Annotated in this window: 10 protein-coding genes and 1 tRNA gene; 8 read left to right on the forward strand and 3 right to left on the reverse strand. The window is 62.6% G+C overall.

The window, feature by feature from the left end; translation table 11 throughout:
- Positions 1-130 precede the first annotated feature (130 nt).
- Complete coding sequence (locus tag A477_RS0105975; RefSeq protein ID WP_192811980.1) at positions 131-4,660, forward strand: ExeM/NucH family extracellular endonuclease; 4,530 nt, start codon at positions 131-133, stop codon at positions 4,658-4,660.
- Positions 4,661-4,773: 113 nt separating this feature from the next.
- Here A477_RS0105975 and A477_RS0105980 read toward each other — a convergent pair whose 3' ends face one another.
- The gene (locus A477_RS0105980) at positions 4,774-6,723 is read right to left on the reverse strand and encodes an FAD/NAD(P)-binding protein (protein ID WP_026005387.1); all 1,950 of its coding nucleotides are present in this window, start codon (positions 6,721-6,723) and stop codon (positions 4,774-4,776) included.
- Positions 6,724-6,782: 59 nt separating this feature from the next.
- Between A477_RS0105980 and A477_RS0105985 the strand changes: the two genes are divergently transcribed.
- Together A477_RS0105985 and A477_RS0105990 are read left to right on the forward strand one after the other, a co-directional pair.
- Positions 6,783-8,993 (forward strand): prolyl oligopeptidase family serine peptidase, encoded by a 2,211-nt coding sequence (locus A477_RS0105985; protein WP_017198113.1) that lies wholly within the window; start codon positions 6,783-6,785, stop codon positions 8,991-8,993.
- A gap of 65 nt (positions 8,994-9,058) precedes the next feature.
- Positions 9,059-9,146, forward strand: a tRNA-Ser gene (locus A477_RS0105990).
- A 37-nt stretch (positions 9,147-9,183) separates the two neighbouring features.
- Here A477_RS0105990 and A477_RS0105995 read toward each other — a convergent pair.
- Both A477_RS0105995 and A477_RS0106000 read right to left on the reverse strand, forming a co-directional pair.
- The gene (locus A477_RS0105995) at positions 9,184-10,614 is read right to left on the reverse strand and encodes an MFS transporter (protein WP_017198114.1); all 1,431 of its coding nucleotides are present in this window, start codon (positions 10,612-10,614) and stop codon (positions 9,184-9,186) included.
- 141 nt (positions 10,615-10,755) lie between these two features.
- Complete coding sequence (locus tag A477_RS0106000) at positions 10,756-12,921, reverse strand: RecQ family ATP-dependent DNA helicase (protein WP_017198115.1); 2,166 nt, start codon at positions 12,919-12,921, stop codon at positions 10,756-10,758.
- A gap of 125 nt (positions 12,922-13,046) precedes the next feature.
- On the opposite strand from A477_RS0106000, the gene A477_RS0106005 reads away from it, so the two are divergent.
- From A477_RS0106005 to A477_RS0106025, 5 genes are all read left to right on the forward strand, one after another.
- Positions 13,047-14,465, forward strand: a complete 1,419-nt coding sequence (locus tag A477_RS0106005) for a phosphomannomutase/phosphoglucomutase (protein ID WP_017198116.1) — start codon at positions 13,047-13,049, stop codon at positions 14,463-14,465.
- Positions 14,466-14,477: 12 nt separating this feature from the next.
- Positions 14,478-15,395, forward strand: a complete 918-nt coding sequence (locus A477_RS0106010; RefSeq protein WP_017198117.1) for a hypothetical protein — start codon at positions 14,478-14,480, stop codon at positions 15,393-15,395.
- On the forward strand, positions 15,392-15,847 hold the full coding sequence (locus tag A477_RS0106015; protein ID WP_017198118.1) for a hypothetical protein: 456 nt from the start codon (positions 15,392-15,394) through the stop codon (positions 15,845-15,847). Before A477_RS0106010 ends, A477_RS0106015 begins: the two co-directional genes overlap by 4 nt.
- A 22-nt stretch (positions 15,848-15,869) precedes the next feature.
- Complete coding sequence (locus A477_RS0106020; protein WP_017198119.1) at positions 15,870-16,340, forward strand: RrF2 family transcriptional regulator; 471 nt, start codon at positions 15,870-15,872, stop codon at positions 16,338-16,340.
- Between the two features lie 150 nt (positions 16,341-16,490).
- Positions 16,491-17,648 carry a globin domain-containing protein gene (locus A477_RS0106025; protein ID WP_017198120.1) on the forward strand — a complete coding sequence of 386 codons (1,158 nt, stop codon included), beginning with the start codon at positions 16,491-16,493 and terminating at the stop codon, positions 17,646-17,648.
- Positions 17,649-17,717 lie beyond the last annotated feature (69 nt).

A 17,717-nucleotide genomic window follows, 5' to 3' on the forward strand; every position in this document is an offset into this window, starting at 1 on the left:
TCATCCGTTCGTGTTCAGCTAGGCCCGAGGCAGCTTTACCCGGGAGTAACTTCCGGTACTCGCCCACTTCATAAGACAGTGGGCGCCATTCATGGAGCCCCACAGGGCTCACTGATGAAAGTTCGAGCGGATGAAACGTATGCATTGGAAATCCTTGGCGGGCACTGTCCTGTCGGCGGGGCTTATCACCGCCCCGTTGACGGCCGTGCCGGCCTTTGCAGCTGATGAGCTCGCCGTCGGCCCGTCGACGGTGGTGATCAACGAGGCCTATCTCAGCGGTGGCAGCAGCGGTGCCGCCTTCAAGAACAAGTTCGTTGAGCTCTACAATTCCTCGGACGCGCCGGTCAGCCTGGCGGGCTGGTCGCTGCAATACCGGGGTGCCACGGCCACAGCTGCACCCACGGGAATCACTCCCCTGACGGGCAGCATTCCCGCGAAGGGGTATTTCCTCGTCCAGGGGGCCACCAACAGCAGTACGTCCACCGCACCGGCCCTTCCCACGGCCGATGTGCAGGCCACAGGCACTCTGAACCCCAGCGGAACCACTGGAACACTCGTCCTGGCCAAACAAGCCACTGCTGTCTCCCCGCTGCCAACGGGTTCGGTGACGGGCAACACCGCCATCGCTGACCTCTTGGGCTACGGCACCTCCAACACTTTTGAGACCGCCGCAGCCACCGCACCTACCAGCAACGCGGACGTCAAGAGCCTGAATCGTGCCACTGGTGCGGACACCGACTCCAACGCCGCAGACTTCAGCCTCAGTGCAACCATCACCCCCACCGCCTCCAACGGCGGCGGAACCCCGCCGGTCGATCCCCAGCCGGAGCCCGGCGTCAAGACCATTGCCGAGATCCAGGGCACCGGTACGGCCAGTCCGTTTGTCGGCAGCACCGTGACCACCAGCGGTAAGGTCACCGCCGTCTACGCAACCGGCGGCTTCAACGGCTACTACGTGCAGACCGCCGGAAGCGGCGGTGAAAGCGCGGGGGCGGCAAGGACGGCGTCGGACGCTTTGTTCGTCTACTCACCCTCCACAACGTCAGCGGTCCAGCCCGGCGACTACGTGCAACTCACCGGTGTCGTCAGCGAATTCGCAAACCAGACCCAGCTCACCGTTGAGGCGGCGGGGTTGAAGAAGCTGACCGAAGCCGCGCCGGAGGTTAAGTCCACGCCGTTCACGCTGCCAGCCAATGAGGCCGCCCGGGAAAGCCTGGAGGGCATGCTCCTGGCTCCCCAAGGTGACTTCACGGTCACGGACAACTACTCCCTGAACCAATACGGCGAGATTGGCCTCGCGGCCGGTACGTCTCCGTTGGTGCAGCCGACGGCGGTAGCGAGCTACGGTTCGCCGGAGTACGCCGCTGTGGTGGCGGACAACGCGCTGCGCGGCATCAAGCTCGACGACGGCGCATCCACCAACTTCCTCAAAGACGCCACCACCAAAGCCCAGCAGTTGCCGTACCTGACAACATCGGATCCTGTACGCGTTGGCTCCCCGGCGACGTTCCGGACCGACGTCATCCTGGGCTATGGCAACAACTCCTGGAAGTTCCAGCCCCTTGCCGCGCTGAGTCCGGCCAATGCTGAGTCGGTCCAGCCGGCAAGCTTCACCGCGACCCGGCCCGAAGGTCCCGCCGATGTGGGAGGCAATCTCAAACTGGCTTCCTTCAATGTGCTGAACTACTTTCCCACCACCGGTGACCAGCTCGCCGGTTGCGTTTTCTACACCGACCGCGACGGCAACCCGATCACGGTTAAGGAAGGCTGCAACGCCCGCGGTGCTGCCAACGCCGAGAACTTCGAGCGCCAGCAGACCAAGATCATCGCCGCCATCGCCAAGTCCGGCGCCGACGTCGTGTCCCTTGAAGAGATCGAAAACTCAGCACAATTCGGCAAGAACCGCGACGACGCCCTCTCCAAGCTGGTGGGCGCCCTTAACGTCGAGGCCCCCGGAGTCTGGGACTACGTGCGCACACCCGCAAATGCTCCCCCGCTCAGCGACGAGGACATGATTCGCACTGCATTCATCTACAAGAAGGCAGCGGCAGAGCCCGTGGGTGAATCCATCATCCACAACGACACCGTTGCCTTTGCCAGTGCTCGCAAGCCACTGGCCCAGGTCTTCAAGCCGGTTGGTGGAGATGACGACAAGAAGTTCATCGCGATCGTGAACCATTTCAAGTCCAAGGGCTCCGCCGCCACCCCGGATGACACGGACAAGGGCCAGGGCGCCTCGAACATTGCCCGCACCAAGCAGGCTGAATCGCTCCTTAACTTCTCCAAGGACCTCCAAGCTTCCAAGGGAACGGACAAGGTCTTCCTGATCGGTGACTTCAACGCCTACGCCAAGGAAGACCCCATCAACGTCCTCACCGCAGCCGGCTACACCGACCTCGAGGCAGGTACCGGCAAGCACTCCTACCTCTTCGGCGGCATGGTGGGCTCCTTGGACCACATCCTGGCTTCCCCGGCAGCCCACAAGGTGGTCACCGGAACCGATATCTGGAACATCAACTCTGTGGAGTCCGTCGCGCTGGAGTACAGCAGGTATAACAACAATGTGACCAACTACTATGCCGGGGACGAGTTCCGGGCAAGCGACCACGATCCCGTGGTGGTGGGCCTGAACCTGACCGCTGACCAGCCGGCAACCGTTGACCTGCAGTTCCTGGGTATCAACGACTTCCATGGCCGGATCGACTCCAACACAGTCCTCTTCGCCGGAACGGTTGAAAGGCTCCGCGCTGCAGCAGCTTCTGGCGCTACGGCCTTCATTTCCGCAGGTGACAACATCGGTGCTTCCCTGTTCGCTTCTTCGGTAGCGAAGGACCAGCCCACCATCGACGTCCTTAACGCGCTCGAACTGCAGGCTTCGGCTGTGGGCAACCACGAGTTCGACGGCGGTTGGGCAGACCTGCGCGACCGCGTCGCAGCTGGCGGTACCAACGCGAAATTCGCCTACCTCGGTGCGAACGTCTACCAGAAGGGCACCACCACTCCTGTCCTGCCGGAGTACAAGGTCCTGGACATGAACGGCATGCGGGTAGCAGTTATCGGCACTGTCACGCAGGAAGTTCCTTCCCTGGTGACCCCTGCTGGAATCACCGATCTTGAGTTCGGCGATCCTGTGGAAGCGATCAACCGGGTGGCCGCGAAGATCAAAGCCGACAACCTGGCGGACCTCATCATCGTGGAAAACCACGACGGCGCTGCTTCAGGAACGCCCGAGGGCGCCACCTTAGAGCAGGAAGTTGCGGCCGGCGGACCATTCGCCAAGCTGGTCAACGAAACCACCCCCGACGTCGCCGCGATCTTCACGGGGCACACGCACAAGGAGTACGCCTGGGACGCCCCGGTACTGGACGCCAACGGCCAGTCGACCGGCAAGACCCGACCCATCGTACAGACCGGCAACTACGGCGAGAACGTGGGCAGCGTGACCCTTACGGTGGATACCGCAAGCAAGTCAGTCACTGCTTACCGGGCCGCCATCGTGGACCGGACAACCGATACCGCTGAAAGCCTCGTAGCTGCCTACCCACGGGTGGCGACTGTGAAGACCATCGTGGACAAAGCACTCGCCGAGGCTGCCATCATCGGCAACCAGCCGGTGGGCGCAGTGACCGCTGATATCACCACGGCCTTCACCCCGGATCCGGCCGGCGGTGCCCCCAAGCGCGACGATCGCGCGAACGAATCCACGCTCGGCAACCTGGTGGCGGACTCCCTGGTGGATACGCTCAAGGCGCCCGAACTGGGTGCCGCGGAGATCGGCGTCGTGAACCCCGGCGGGCTGCGTAACGAGCTGTACTACGCGCCGGACGGCACCATCACTTACGCGGAGGCCAACGCGGTCCTGCCTTTCGTGAACAACCTTTGGACCACGTCCCTCACAGGTGCGCAGTTCAAGACGCTCCTGGAGCAGCAGTGGCAGACAAATGCTGACGGGACCATCCCCAGCCGCCCGTACCAGCAGCTGGGAGTGTCCAAGAACGTCAACTACACCTACGATGCCGCCCGCCCCGCAGGTGACCGCGTCACCGGCATCTGGGTCAACGGCGCTGTGATCGATCCTGCCAAGCAGTACAGGATCGGAACGTTCAGTTTCCTGGCTACCGGCGGTGACAATTTCCGGATCTTCAAGGAGGGCACGAACACGAAGGACACGGGCCTGGTGGACCGCGATGCGTGGATCAAATACCTGCGCGAGCACAATCCTGTCTCACCGGACTTCGCGCGCCGTTCCGTTGCCGTGGCCAACACCACAGCGGCTGAGGTCAAGGCCGGCGACTCCATTACCCTGGCCGTCACCAAACTGAACCTCACCTCGATCGGCAGCCCGGCCAACGCAACGTTGAACGCCGCGTTCGTGGACGCCAAGGGCGCCGCAGTGACGCTCGGTTCCGTCCCCGTGACCTCTGGGGCCGCCACATTGGACCTTAAGGTTCCCGCCGCGGCGGCTGCAGGCACCGGCACAGTGGTCCTCACCGCCGTCGAAAGTGGAACCGTGGTGAAGGCCTTGGTGACAGTGGCTGAGAGCGGTCCGAACCCGCCGCAGTGCACTGCCCCTACCAAGCCGTCCAAGTGGTACGACATCGCAGGATGGCTCCGGTACGCCTTTGCGTGGCTGGAGTATCAGAGGTGCCTGAGGGGCTAATCCCCTCAGCCATCCGGCCTTCCAAGAGCAACGGTAGGGCCCCTTACGATCTTCTTCGTAAGGGGCCCTGCGTTTTCCGGGCTTACTGGCGGTTCCGGCCTAGCTGATGCCCGTCACCGTCCGAGAATGCTCCGCGCTATCTCATCTGCATCGCGGAGGGTCCGCTGGCCGCTCGCGTAGGCAGGTCCGGTGCGCGGACGGGCCTCAGCGGCAATGGCTGTCCCCCACTGCGACGCGGACAGTTGGAGGCCCAGGACATACAGGTTCCTGGTGATGGAACCGTTCGCCGCCAGGGGCCTGTAAGGATGCGGTTCAACGTCAAGGCCAGTGGTCTGCATGGGCGTGCCCTCAACACTCATCATGATCTTGGTGCGCACCAGCCCATCGGCCATGAGCTGTTCGAGAAGGGGCGACAGGTTGATGCCCACCCTATTTGCCGGCGACATCGCCTCTACAAGAGTCCTTGCTTCAACCGGAGCGTCGCGCACCCATGGCGAAACCGCCCGGAACACCTTGGCTCCGCGGTCCACGCTGAACTTCGGGTCCGGCCCCACGAAGCTCACGACGCCGGCACGCGCCAAAGCGGCCAGCTGCTCCGATCGCAGTGCAGGCGCTCCGCTTGCCAGACCTTCTACAAAAGATTCGAACCAGCCGCGCAAACCACCCAGCCACGATTCATCGGTGATTCCCCCGTCAGCGACCACGGATTTGAGGATCGCCCGCCCGGTGTGGAGGGCACCGATCGCCATCTTGACAGGGTCCGCCTCACCCAGTGCTGATCGTCGCGCATCATCATCAAGGTAGGCCGTGATGGTGGCGTCCAGCTCGCGCCGGGAAGCGAAGGTCCGCCCAGCGAGCGGCGCCGCGAGCCCCCTCAGGTTCAGCCGGCGGGAGGCCACCACGTGTTTTTCCACGACGTTTCCCACCTCGACTTCCCAGTTCGCGGTGGTGTGCGCATGCGGTTGGAGCGCATCCTCAAGGTCGGCAAGGAACTGGGCGGGGTCCTTGATCGCGGCAGGCTGGGACCGCGCAAGCGTTGAGTAATAGGCCCAAAGTGCATCCCGGTGAAGCAACGGCCAGAGGTCATGATCGAACCCCGGCTGGATACCGGCTGCACGGAAACGGTCTACGGCGTCTTCCGTGAGGTAGCGCATGGTGATGCTGCTGGGGTAATAGCCCGCCAGCCCGGCCTTCGCGCGGTACGGGGTGCCTCTGCGGGACGCTGCAATGATCTTGGGCTCCCGGCCCGAAGCCCGGTACTCGAGGATACCTGCGCCGGGCGTGCCAGCCTCGACGAACTTGCCGCCGCGCCCCTCCGTCAACTGGCCCATGACATCGAAGAAGTTCAGACCCATGCCGCGAACCAGTACGGGCTCGTTATCCGGCACCGCCTGCCAATCAACATCGGCAGGCGGTGCCGGCGGGAAATACATCAGGCCCTGATCCTCCGCGGCGCTCTTGAAGGCCCTCTGCTCGGGGTTCAGCCGGGACTCAATGTGGCCCAAAGCGAGGACCACGGAACCGACGGTGAGCGTCCCGCCGTTGTCGAGTTCGACGTCGAACCCGTCTTCCTTTTCGCCCTTCGCGGGCCGCGCTGCGACGGCGAGCGCCTCATGGAAGGTGACCTCGACGCCGTCGGGCAGCCGTTCCAGCAGCCCTTCCAAAGTTTGGCGCAGGTACCGCCCGTACAGCGCGCGGCTGGGGAAGTCGTGCGATTCAAGGGTGGCCAGTTCCGCCTTCTCGGCATCGTTCAGTCCCTGGCCGTCACGACGACGGGCCTCCCGCCATTGATCGAACGAACCGCCAGCGAGCGGACGTGCGAGCTGGGGGTCCTCGGGGATGAGGGTGGGATAGAACGATTGGGTGTTCATCAAGTAGAGACGTGACTGCTCCGGCTGCCACACGTGCCCGGAACCGGCCGGATAAGGGTCCACAACATCGATGAGAAGGGTGGTTCCCGGCACGCTGTCCGCAGCCCAATTCGCGAGCAACCGCTCGAGGACACTGGTGCCCCGAGGGCCGGCCCCGATCAGGGCAACACGGTTGGTTTGCGATTTAGCCACGCTCAAGCCTAACTTCCTGTGACTTGCTTACTGTTGAAGAGTGTTGCTTGGATGGGGCGATGACCACCACAGAAGCTGATCAGTCGCCACTTCCCGAGAATGAAACTGCGTCGGCCCCCGGCCCGCGGCATGCAGCGGAGGTCGCGCCTGAGCCCACGGATGAAAACGTTTGGCTTGAGGACATCCACGGCGAAGAGCAGCTGGCGTGGGTCCGCGAGCAGAACGCCCGCACCGAGGAATTACTGGAGGACTCGGAGTACGCGGCCGTTGAGGCTGGCATCCTGGAGGTCCTCGACTCCACCGATCGCATCGCAATGGTCTCCAAACGCGGCGATTTCTACTACAACTTCTGGAAAGACCAGGAACACCCCAAGGGCCTCTGGCGTCGAACGACGTGGGACAGCTATCTCACTGAGGAACCTGAATGGGACGTCCTGCTGGATATCGACGCCCTTGCCGCCGCCGAAGGCATTGAGTGGGTCTTCCATGGTGTCGGCTTCCTCCGTCCTGCCGAGGGGTCCGGGTACCGCCTGGCCATGGTTTCGCTCTCCCCCGACGGCGGCGACGCTGACCGCCATCGCGAGTTCGACGTCGAGTCCCGCACCTTTGTGGAGGGGGGCTTTGACGTGCCAACAGCCAAAGGCAACGTCAGCTGGCTGGATGCCGACACTTTGCTTGTGTCCAGCACGGCGGACGGGCTCCCCGCAACGACGTCCTCCTATGCCCGCACCGGAGTGAAGCTTCGCCGCGGCCAATCACTGGCCCAGGCAGAGCGCCTCTTCGAAATCCCTGAGGACCACATGTTGGCCATGGTGGCCCACGATTCCACCCCGGGCTATGAGCGGACCTTCGCCGTGGACTACATCGATTTCTACAACCGGAGTACGTCACTGCTGCGTGACGACTCCTGGGTGGTCATCGATGTTCCCACAGATGTGAACATCAGCGCCCACCGTGATTGGCTGCTGTTCCGTCCGCAGAAGGACTGGGATGTTGCGGGTGTTCTGTACCCTGCCGGTTCCTTGCTGGCCGCGGACTTCGAGTCCTACCTGGCGGGTTCCCGGTCATTGCTGGTCCTGTTCACGCCGGACGCCCACACGTCGCTGCAGTCCTGGAGCTGGACCAAGGACTACCTCCTGCTGAACCTCCTGCACGATGTGTCCTCCGAAATTCGGGTGTTGGATCCAGCCCGTCCCGATTCTGAAGGCGGCTGGACCTCCACCGTCCTGGACGCCTGCCCTCCCCTGCATGACGTCAATGCCTATGCCGTGGATGACGAAGACCCGGGCGCTGAAGGCAACGATTTCTGGCTGGTGGCCACCGGCTTCACCACGCCCACCACCCTGACCAGGGGGACACTTGTGGCCGGCGCGGCGAGCCGGCACGCCGAGGTGAAGCGGTCGCCGTCGTTCTTCAACGAGTCCGACTACGAGGTCCAGCAGCACTTCGCCGTCTCCGAGGATGGGACCAAGGTTCCCTACTTCCAGGTCGCATCCAAGGACCTGGTGTTGGACGGTCAAAACCCCACCCAGCTCTCCGGTTATGGCGGGTTCGAAGTTTCCCGGACTCCGGCCTACAGCGGAACCATTGGCCGGGCCTGGCTGGAGCGCCGCACCTTGGGCGTATCCTCCGACGACGGAGCTGCCGCACACTCACGCGGTGGTGTCTACGTTGTTGCCAACATCCGCGGCGGTGGCGAATACGGTCCGTCCTGGCACCGTGCAGCGCTCCAGGAGAAACGGCACCGCGCCTACGAGGACTTCGCAGCCGTGGCGAAGGACCTCATCTCGCGAGGCGTCACCAGCCGCCGTCGACTCGGTTGCGTAGGCGGTTCCAACGGCGGCCTCCTGGTGGGCAACATGCTGACCCAGTACCCGGAACTGTTCGGGGCTGTTTCCTGCGGGGTGCCACTCCTGGACATGCGCCGCTACACCAAGCTCTCCGCCGGATACTCCTGGATCGCCGAATACGGCGACCCTGATGTTCCGGTCCAGTGGGAGTTCATCCGTACTTTCTCGCCGTACCACTTGCTTCACGACGGTGTGGAATACCCAGAGACGTTCATTTGGACAGCCACCTCCGATGACCGTGTGGGACCCGTCCAAGCCCGCAAGATGGCGGCGCGAATGCAGGCCATGGGTATCCCGAACGTCTGGTTCCATGAAGCTCTTGAAGGCGGCCATGCGGGCGCCTCTGACAATAGGCAGGCGGCGGCTTTGCAGGCGCGGAGCAACCACTTCCTGTGGCGTTCCCTGGCTGGAAGTAACTGACACTCCGTCTGTTTTGCGCTCGACGGCACGTTCTGCGTATCCTTGGTGGGCTAGCAATAGCAAAGGGAGACGTGCCAGAGCGGCCGAATGGGCTTCACTGCTAATGAAGTGTGGGGCACAACTCCACCGGGGGTTCAAATCCCCCCGTCTCCGCGAATAGGTCCCGGTTTTCGAACCGGGACCTTTTGCGTTAAGCCCTCTTCGCTCCGCCGCTGACTTCAGCCCCGGCGTGACGATGGAGGGCAAGGCTGTCCCCCGTGCTGATCAGCATCAGGACGGCCATGGCAATGAACGCGCCCTTGTAAGCTGCCACGTGGTCCGCCCCGAACACCTGGGTGGATTCGAACAGGCGCAGGAACAGGGCACCCACCGCTATGCCTGCCGCCGCCGCCAATTGAACCAGCGTCGCGGAGATGGCGTTGGCTGAGGGCAGCTGGCCCGGGACGATGTCTGCGTACTGCACCGAGGCGTAAGCGGAAAAACCGATGGAACGGAATGCGCCGCTGAACAGCAGCAACGCAAAGATCAGTGGCTCCGGTGTTTTGGCGTCCAGGAAAGCGCACAACGCAAACGTCACGGCTGAAGCAAACGATGCAAAGACGAGCACCGGCTTGAACCCGAATCGCCTTATGAGTGGCGTGGTGGCCGGCTTGATTCCGATGTTGCCTACGAACACTGCGGCGACCATGACTCCAGCTTTGAGTGGATCCCAGCCAAAGCCGTCCTGGAACATCAACGGCAGCAGGAAAGGGACCGAACTAATGGTCAGCCGGTAAATGAAACCACCGGTGGAAGTCGCCCTGAAAGTCCTGGTGCCAAAGACGCTGAGATTGAACAGGGGGACATGGGCTTTTCTCATCCACCACACGGCACCAGCCAGTGACAGCACTCCGGCAGCAACTACCGCCGCGGCAAGAACATTGGACGCATGGCCTCCCAAGGTCTCCAGCCCCACAACCAGGGCACCCACGCCCAGCGTGGTGAGCAGCAGCCCGAACCAGTCCAACCGCCTCTTGGCATCAAATTGTGTTCGCGGCACCAGCCTGAGGGCGGCAATGAAGGCGGCCAGACCGAGGGGGACGTTGATGATGAAGATCCAGTGCCATGACAGGAAGGTGGTGAGAGCACCGCCCACCATCGGGGCCAAGACCGGAGCCAGCAAACCCGGCCACACAAGATATGCGGTGGCGCGGAGAAGCTCCGACTTGGGGGTGCCTCTCAACACCACCAGAGTGCCAACCGGAACCATCATGGCTCCGCCCATGCCTTGGGCCACGCGGCTCAGCGTCAGCATGGTCAGGTCCGAGCTGATGGCGCAGAGCAGGGAGGCAATGGTGAACACCGATATCGCCAGACAGAAGATCTGCCTGGCACCGAACCGCTCGGCGAGCCAACTGCTCAAAGGAATTCCCATCGCCACCGTCACCAAATATGCGGTCATGGTGATGTTGATGTCTGCCGGCGCCACCCGGAAATCGGAGGCGATGCTGGGAATGGCAGTGGTGAGGATGGTCCCGTCCAGGAACTCCATGAAGAACGTTGCCGCCACCAACAAGGCCAGCCGTGGCCGCCAACTGGTCTCGTTGGCCGAATCGACGTCCGTGTTGGGTTTTGTGCTCATGGCTCCGGTCCAAGTTCAGGCTGGTGGCCCGCGACAGGCGAGCAGGCGTGTTTGCTCGATCCTATAGACGCAGAGTGGGAGCGATCACAACATGACGTAGTTCTACCGCCCCCTACCTGCCCTCACTGGCCCGCGTAGGGGCTAACCGGCCTGGGCCAACGCCAGTGGCAGAACCGCGCCCACACCGGCTTGGCGCAGTGCCCTCGCAGATACGGTCATTGTCCAGCGGCTGTCTATGAGGTCGTCCACCAGCAACACAGGCTGCCCACCCGTACCCGCCAAGGCTTGGGCAAGTTCGGGACCAACAACAAGCCTGTCCCAGACTCCGGCCAGCCTGTAAGCGCTGTTGCCTCCACGTGCCCCCGTCGGCCCTCCGTGCTGGGTTTGCAGCTGGCCGAGGTACGGCATTCGTCCTATCCCGGCAATTCCTTGTGCCAAGGACTCCACCAGCTGCGGCTTGCTCCGGGACGGGACGCTGACCACCGCCGAGGGCCGTCCGACGCCGCTCCACGGAGTTCCGCCCTCGGCTCCCGACCACTCGCGGAGTACTTGAACGCAGGCCTGCAGCATGGCCGGATCCACTGCCCGATCAGGCGCCCCTGCGGCAAACAGCTCCCGTAGAGCGCCGCCCCAGCCCAAGTCGGTTAGCCTGGCCAGGATCCGCCCCTCGGAAACACTCTCGTCGGGCTTGATCTTTCCCTTGACGGTCACGCCGAGCCGATCCATGCCACTGGGCCACTGAAGGCGCGGTTCCACGGCTATGCCGGCACGCCGGAGAGTTTGGCCTGCGGCGTCGGCTGCCGACGCTGCGACGTCCACCGGGAACCAGCGGCCGGCGCAGTTGTCGCAGCGTCCACATGCTGCGGCTGTTTCGTCGTCCAGGACCGAGGTGATGTATTCCATGCGGCAACCAGCCGTGTCCTGGTAGATCACCATGGAATCCTGCTCATCCACGCGGGCCTCTGCGATGCGGGCATATCGCTCGGCGTCATAGTTCCACGGCTTGCCGGTGGATCGCCAACCGCCTCCAACGCGCTCTACGGCTCCATCCACCGCCAGGACTTTGAGGAGGAGTTCCAATGGCGTGCGGCGAAGGTCCACCCTGGCTTCCAGCGCAACGGTGGAAAGGGCGGAGCCTGCTTCCCCAAGAGCCCTCAGCACAGACTCGGCCTTCTCGGCCGAGGGCATGGACGCGGTGGCGAAGTACTGCCAGATTTCCCGGTCTTCAGAGCCCGGCAGCAACAGGACGTCTGCGTTGGCTGCTCCACGTCCTGCACGGCCAACCTGTTGGTAGTAGGCAACAGGTGACGACGGAGCCCCAAGGTGGATAACGAAGCCCAAGTCCGGTTTGTCGAATCCCATTCCCAAGGCGGACGTAGCCACGAGAGCCTTAACCTGGTTCTCCTTCAACAGTTGCTCAGCACGTTCCCGGTCCGCAGGGTCCGTCCTCCCCGTGTAGGACAAGACGTTATGCCCGGACTCCGCAAGAAGCCGCGCAGTGTCCTCGGCCGCCGAAACGGTGAGGGTGTAGATGATGCCACTACCGGGCATGCGGGCGAGGTGTGTCAGCAGCCATCCCAGCCGATCCCTGGAATCGGGCAGCGTCAGGACACCTAGCCGCAGCGATTCGCGCCCTAGTGCGCCACGTATGGTCAAGACTCCGGCGCCAAGTTGTTCCTCAATGTCATGCACCACCCTGGAATTGGCGGTGGCGGTGGTGGCCAGAACGGGAACTGACTTTGGCAACTGTGCAATGAGGTCCGCGATGCGGCGGTAATCAGGGCGGAAGTCGTGTCCCCAGTCCGAGATACAGTGTGCCTCGTCAATCACCAGGAGCCCGGTGCGACGAATGAGCTCCGGAAGCTGGTTCTCCCTGAAGGAGGGGTTGGTAAGCCGCTCCGGAGAAACCAAAAGGACATCGACCTCATCCGCGGCAAGCTGAGCCAGGACAGTGTCCCATTCCAAAGCATTGGCGGAGTTGATGGCGACGGCGCGCACTCCTGCCCGGGCAGCTGCGGCCACTTGGTCACGCATGAGCGCAAGCAACGGCGACACAATCAACGTTGGACCGGCGCCCCGCCGGCGCAACAACAATGACGCCACGAAGTAAACCGCTGATTTCCCCCAACCTGTGCGCTGGACTACCAGCGCCCGCCGGCCCGCATCCACTAACGCCTCAATGGCTTCATACTGTCCGTCGTGGAACCGCGCTTCGGGGTTGCCCACCAGCTCACGAAGGCACGCCAGCGCCTGCTGATGGGTAGGTGATTGCACTGAAACGGCAGCGTTTGGGGAGTTGTTGGCCATCAACCCAGTATTCCAGCCGACCCTGACAGCCAGAACCTGGGTGCCCTGCTATGTGGATAACGGCTATCCACAGGTCATCTCATCAAGTTCAACCCCAGCTGCCTTGCCACAGTAGGATTGAGCCCGTGACTAGCGAGCAGAACAAGACATTCGACCTCTCGGCTTCCTTCAAGGCGTACGACGTCCGGGGCATCGTGGGTGAAACCATCACGGCTGAAATCGTAGAGGCCGTTGGCGCTGCCTTCATCGACGTCCTGGGCTTGGAGGGCGAAACGGTACTGGTTGGCGGCGACATGCGTCCCTCCTCTCCGGAGTTCAGCCAAGCCTTTGCCAACGGGGCAGCCACGCGTGGCGCGAACGTCCAGTTGCTGGACCTCATCTCAACCGACGAGCTCTACTATGCATGCGGGGCCTTGAACGCAGCCGGCGCAACGTTTACCGCCAGTCACAACCCGGCCGCCTATAACGGGATCAAGATGGCCAAGGCCGGCGCTCAGCCCATCTCTTCGGAGAGCGGACTCAAGGAAATCCAAGCCCTCGCTGAGCAGTACCTGAACACCGGCGTTATCCCGGCGGCGGGCACCCGGGGCGAGATCGGCGTCCATGACGTCCTGAAGGACTACTCCGAGTACCTGCGGAAGCTCGTTGACCTTTCCGGCTCCCGCCCACTGAAGATCGTGGTGGATGCAGGTAACGGCATGGCCGGGCTCACCACCCCTGCCGTACTCGGCGACAAACTCCTCCCGGCGCTGCCCTTCGACATTGTTCCCCTCTATTTCGAACTCGACGGCTCGTTCCCCAACCACCCGGCCAACCCTTTGGAGCCGGAAAACCTGCGCGACCTCCAGGCCGCCGTCGTCAAACACGGTGCCGACATCGGCCTCGCCTTCGACGGCGACGCGGACCGCTGCTTCGTCATTGATGAAAAGGGCGAGCCCGTTTCCCCGTCTGCGATCACCGGCATGGTGGCCCGTCGTGAGATCGCCCGAGCCCAGGCTGCAGGTGAAGAGACCCCGGTGATCATCCACAACCTCCTCACCTCCAAGGCCGTGCCCGAGCTCGTAGCCAAGGATGGCGGCCGTGCTGTACGGACCCGGGTGGGTCACTCGTTCATCAAGGCCGTCATGGCCGAGGAAGGCGCAGTGTTCGGTGGAGAGCACTCGGCGCACTTCTACTTCCGGGATTTCTGGAACGCTGACACCGGCATGCTTGCCGCCATGCACGTCCTCGCTGCTTTGGGTGAGCAAGACGGCCCGCTCTCCGAACTCGGCCGCCAATACGAACCCTATGTTTCCTCTGGCGAGATCAACTCCGAGATCGAAGACAAAGCCGGTGCCGTGGAGCGGGTTCGAGTCGACTTCGAAACCGAAGACATCGACATTGACCACATGGACGGCAGCACGTTCACGGCCAAGGACGGCAGCTGGTGGTTCAACCTTCGCCCATCCAACACCGAGCCGTTCCTGCGCCTGAACGCCGAAGCCAAGGACCAGGCAACCATGGAGAAGATCCGTGACCGTGTCCTTGCGCTGGTTCGGGCCTAGGAACGGGCTGGCATGACGCAGATTCCGTCCGAGGCTCGAATCTCGCCTGAATCCGAATTGGCCGCAGTCGTGACCGAAGCCCTTGGACTGGCCGACGCTCAGTTAGTCCTCAACAAGAGCTTTGCCCCGTTCGTCTTGATGCTCGGCACCGACGGCACCATCCACCGCGGCGAAGTCCCCAAGGAAATTCGGGGGACCATGCCCCCGGACCCACTGCTGTCCGTGAAGCTGACCATTGATCTCTTCTCGGGCCATGCCGAAAACTTCCTCGCGATGGTTGCTGTACTGGATCCGCAGACGGGCAAGAACGAGGACACGCTGCACTTCTGGGCTGAACACCGCAGTGGCATCAGCCAAGTCATCCGTGTGGACTTCACCCGCAAGAAATTCCTGAAGCACCCCAGCTTGAGTGACCCCCGGGTCGAAACCCAGGAGCCCTACGTATGGGCCGGCCGAGCCGCTCCTGCTGAGGAATGGTGGCATGAGGGGCTCTCCGAGCAGGCCATTGAGGATGTTTTCGATCTTGTTGGTGCCGCCGTACCCTTCGCCCAGGATCAATTGGGGAAGACCGGCTCGTTGGCGCCATATGGTGTCACCACAGATCTCAAAGGTGCGATCGGGCACCATATGGGCTACCAAGAGCCCAACGAGGACGACGAGGTTGATTCGGAAGAGTCCCTCCAGTTACTGACAGACGGTTTCCGCCAAGGGATGCAGTCGTTGCGGGGTACGTGCGTCATCAGCGATGTCCGCCTAACACCCAGTAACGGCGAAGGCGATGCCCTTGACGCTCTTAGGCTCCACATCGAACACACAGAAGGTCTTTCGATGCTCCTTCTCAAGCCCTATGAAATCGACGAACAGACCCGGACGGTCGCGTTCGGCGAGACAGCAGTGATGCCAACTCCTGCACGGGTGTGGTCAGCATGAGCGAACAGCCCACCAGCGCGCCGCGTGAAGGCGAATCAGTCCAGGACCGCGAACTCCGCGAGACGCTGGGCACTGCACTTGGTACCGCCCAGGAGCACATCCAACAGAATGGCGGATTCTTCCCGTTTGGCGTCACGCTCTCAAATGATGATGAACTGCGGCTAGTGATGATTGCCCCGGGCGAGCCTGACGAAAACGGCGATGTGGATGCCGGACAGATGTTGACCGACATCCATGAACTGCTACGGCAAGGCCGCGATGATTTCAAGGCTGTAGCAGTTGTGAGTGACGTCAGCCTGCCGGATCATGGTTCTGACGGCATCCATGGTGCCGCCGAGCACCGGGACGGCGAGGTCCGTGCTGCAATTATTCCGTATTTTCCAACACTGGACGGTTTTGAGTTCAGTGCCATGGAGCCCGATACCCACGAACCATCCATCTGGGTGGACTAGACCTTATCCGTGAGCTGATCCCATGAAAATCAACGCCTTCGCAGATGTCAGTCTCCGCGCGATCATGGTGTTGGCCGCGGCTCCAGAGGGCATGCTGCTGACTACCCAAGCGGTGGCGGATGCCGTGGGGACACCGTACAACCATGTCAGCAAGGCAATGGTCCGCTTGCGTGCACTGGGCTACATCGATGTTGAACGGGGACGGCTAGGCGGTTCCCGGCTCAATGAAACCGGTCGGAGGGCCACCGTCGGCGAAGTCCTTCGGCATCTGGACAGCCGACAGGATCCGGCTGAGTGCCAATCCCCCACCAAGAACTGCCCTCTCATCAATGAGTGCGGACTGCGCCATGCAATGAACCGGGCCAGGGAAGCGTTCTACACAGAGCTCGATGCCGTGGTTATCGCTTCCCTCCCCCATGCCCGGCAGATGAACCCGGTGTTCCAATCCATAGGGCTTCGGCCGGAGTTCAGGACCACTGCGGCGCAGTCCTAGTCGCAACAGGAACAACAGCACCTCCCAAAAGCCTGTTCTGTCAGGTTTGCACATCTCTTCTACGCAGTGTAGAAATTGGGATATAAATATAAGCATTTCGCGTGCTTATATATTCGGTCGGCGAAACCGGCCCCTACAGCCAGGAGAATCATGCTCTCGGAAAAGTCCCGCCCCATCATTGAAGCCACGTTGCCACTGGTTGGTTCAAGGATCGGCGCGATAACCGTCGACTTCTACAATCGGCTCTTCGCGGCGCACCCTGAGCTGCTCGACGGGCTCTTCAGCCGTTCCAACCAGCGTTCCGGAGATCAGCAGCGGGCGCTTGCCGGGAGTATTGCCGCGTTCGCAACCCATCTCATCAACAACCCGGACACCCTTCCGGAAAGGGTGCTTTCCCGCGTTGCGCACAAGCACGCCTCCCTCGGAATCACCGAGGATCAATACGGAGTGGTCTACGAGCACCTCTTTGCAGCCATCGCCGCCGACTTGGCCGACGTCATCACTCCGGAGATCGCCGAAGCCTGGACAGAGGTGTACTGGCTCATGGCAGACGCCCTGATCAAGCTGGAGAAGGACCTCTACGCATCCCAGGCGAACCACGCAATGTGGACGCCGTGGCGTGTGACCAGCAAGGAACCGGCAGGCAAGGATTCGGTCACGTTCACCTTGGAACCGGCAGACGACACCCCGGTTACGCCAGCAGAACCCGGTCAATACGTCAGCGTCAAGGTCCAACTTCCGGATGGCCTGCGCCAGGTGCGCCAGTATTCGCTATCCGGCGACGCGGGCATCAGCCGGACCTTCACTACCAAGCTGAACGACGGCGGTGAGGTGTCCACCGCCCTTCACACCGGCGTCGAGCCCGGCGACATCCTCGAAATTTCAAACCCGTACGGGGAAATTACCCTCAGGAACGGTGACGGCCCCGTCATCCTGGCCTCTGCCGGTATTGGCTGCACCCCAACGGCTTCCATTCTGCGGTCGCTCGCCGAGGCTGGCACGGATCGGCAGGTCTTGGTCCTTCACGCCGAGAAGACCATGGACAACTGGGCACTCAGCAGCCAGATGACCGCGGACGCAGCGCGAATCCACGCTGACCTGCAGCTTTGGCTCGAGTCTCCCCACCCCGGAACCAACCACGGCTTCATGTCGCTGCGTGAACTGGACATGCCCGCAGACGCTTCGCTTTACCTTTGCGGCCCCCTCCCCTTCATGAAGAAAATCCGCGATGAAGCCATCGATGCGGGAATTCCGGCCACCCGCATTCACTACGAAGTGTTCGGCCCGGACGTGTGGCTCGCCAACTAGGGCACGCACGCCAACCGGGACAATAGCCCCAAGCACGACGGCGGCCCGCCACCTTTCATTCGAAAGGTG

The organism is Arthrobacter sp. M2012083, assembly GCF_000281065.1.
In the GTDB taxonomy this organism is placed as follows: Bacteria; Actinomycetota; Actinomycetes; order Actinomycetales; family Micrococcaceae; genus Arthrobacter.

Excerpts from the sequence above, each read along its gene's own strand:
- A477_RS0105975 (WP_192811980.1), top strand. The coding sequence starts at position 131 with ATGAAACGTATGCATTGGAAATCCTTGGCGGGCACTGTCCTGTCGGCG.
- A477_RS0105985 (WP_017198113.1), top strand. The coding sequence starts at position 6,783 with ATGACCACCACAGAAGCTGATCAGTCGCCACTTCCCGAGAATGAAACT.
- A477_RS0105995 (WP_017198114.1), bottom strand. The coding sequence starts at position 10,614 with ATGAGCACAAAACCCAACACGGACGTCGATTCGGCCAACGAGACCAGT.
- A477_RS0106000 (WP_017198115.1), bottom strand. The coding sequence starts at position 12,921 with ATGGCCAACAACTCCCCAAACGCTGCCGTTTCAGTGCAATCACCTACC.
- A477_RS0106010 (WP_017198117.1), top strand. The coding sequence starts at position 14,478 with ATGACGCAGATTCCGTCCGAGGCTCGAATCTCGCCTGAATCCGAATTG.
- A477_RS0106015 (WP_017198118.1), top strand. The coding sequence starts at position 15,392 with ATGAGCGAACAGCCCACCAGCGCGCCGCGTGAAGGCGAATCAGTCCAG.
- A477_RS0106020 (WP_017198119.1), top strand. The coding sequence starts at position 15,870 with ATGAAAATCAACGCCTTCGCAGATGTCAGTCTCCGCGCGATCATGGTG.
- A477_RS0106025 (WP_017198120.1), top strand. The coding sequence starts at position 16,491 with ATGCTCTCGGAAAAGTCCCGCCCCATCATTGAAGCCACGTTGCCACTG.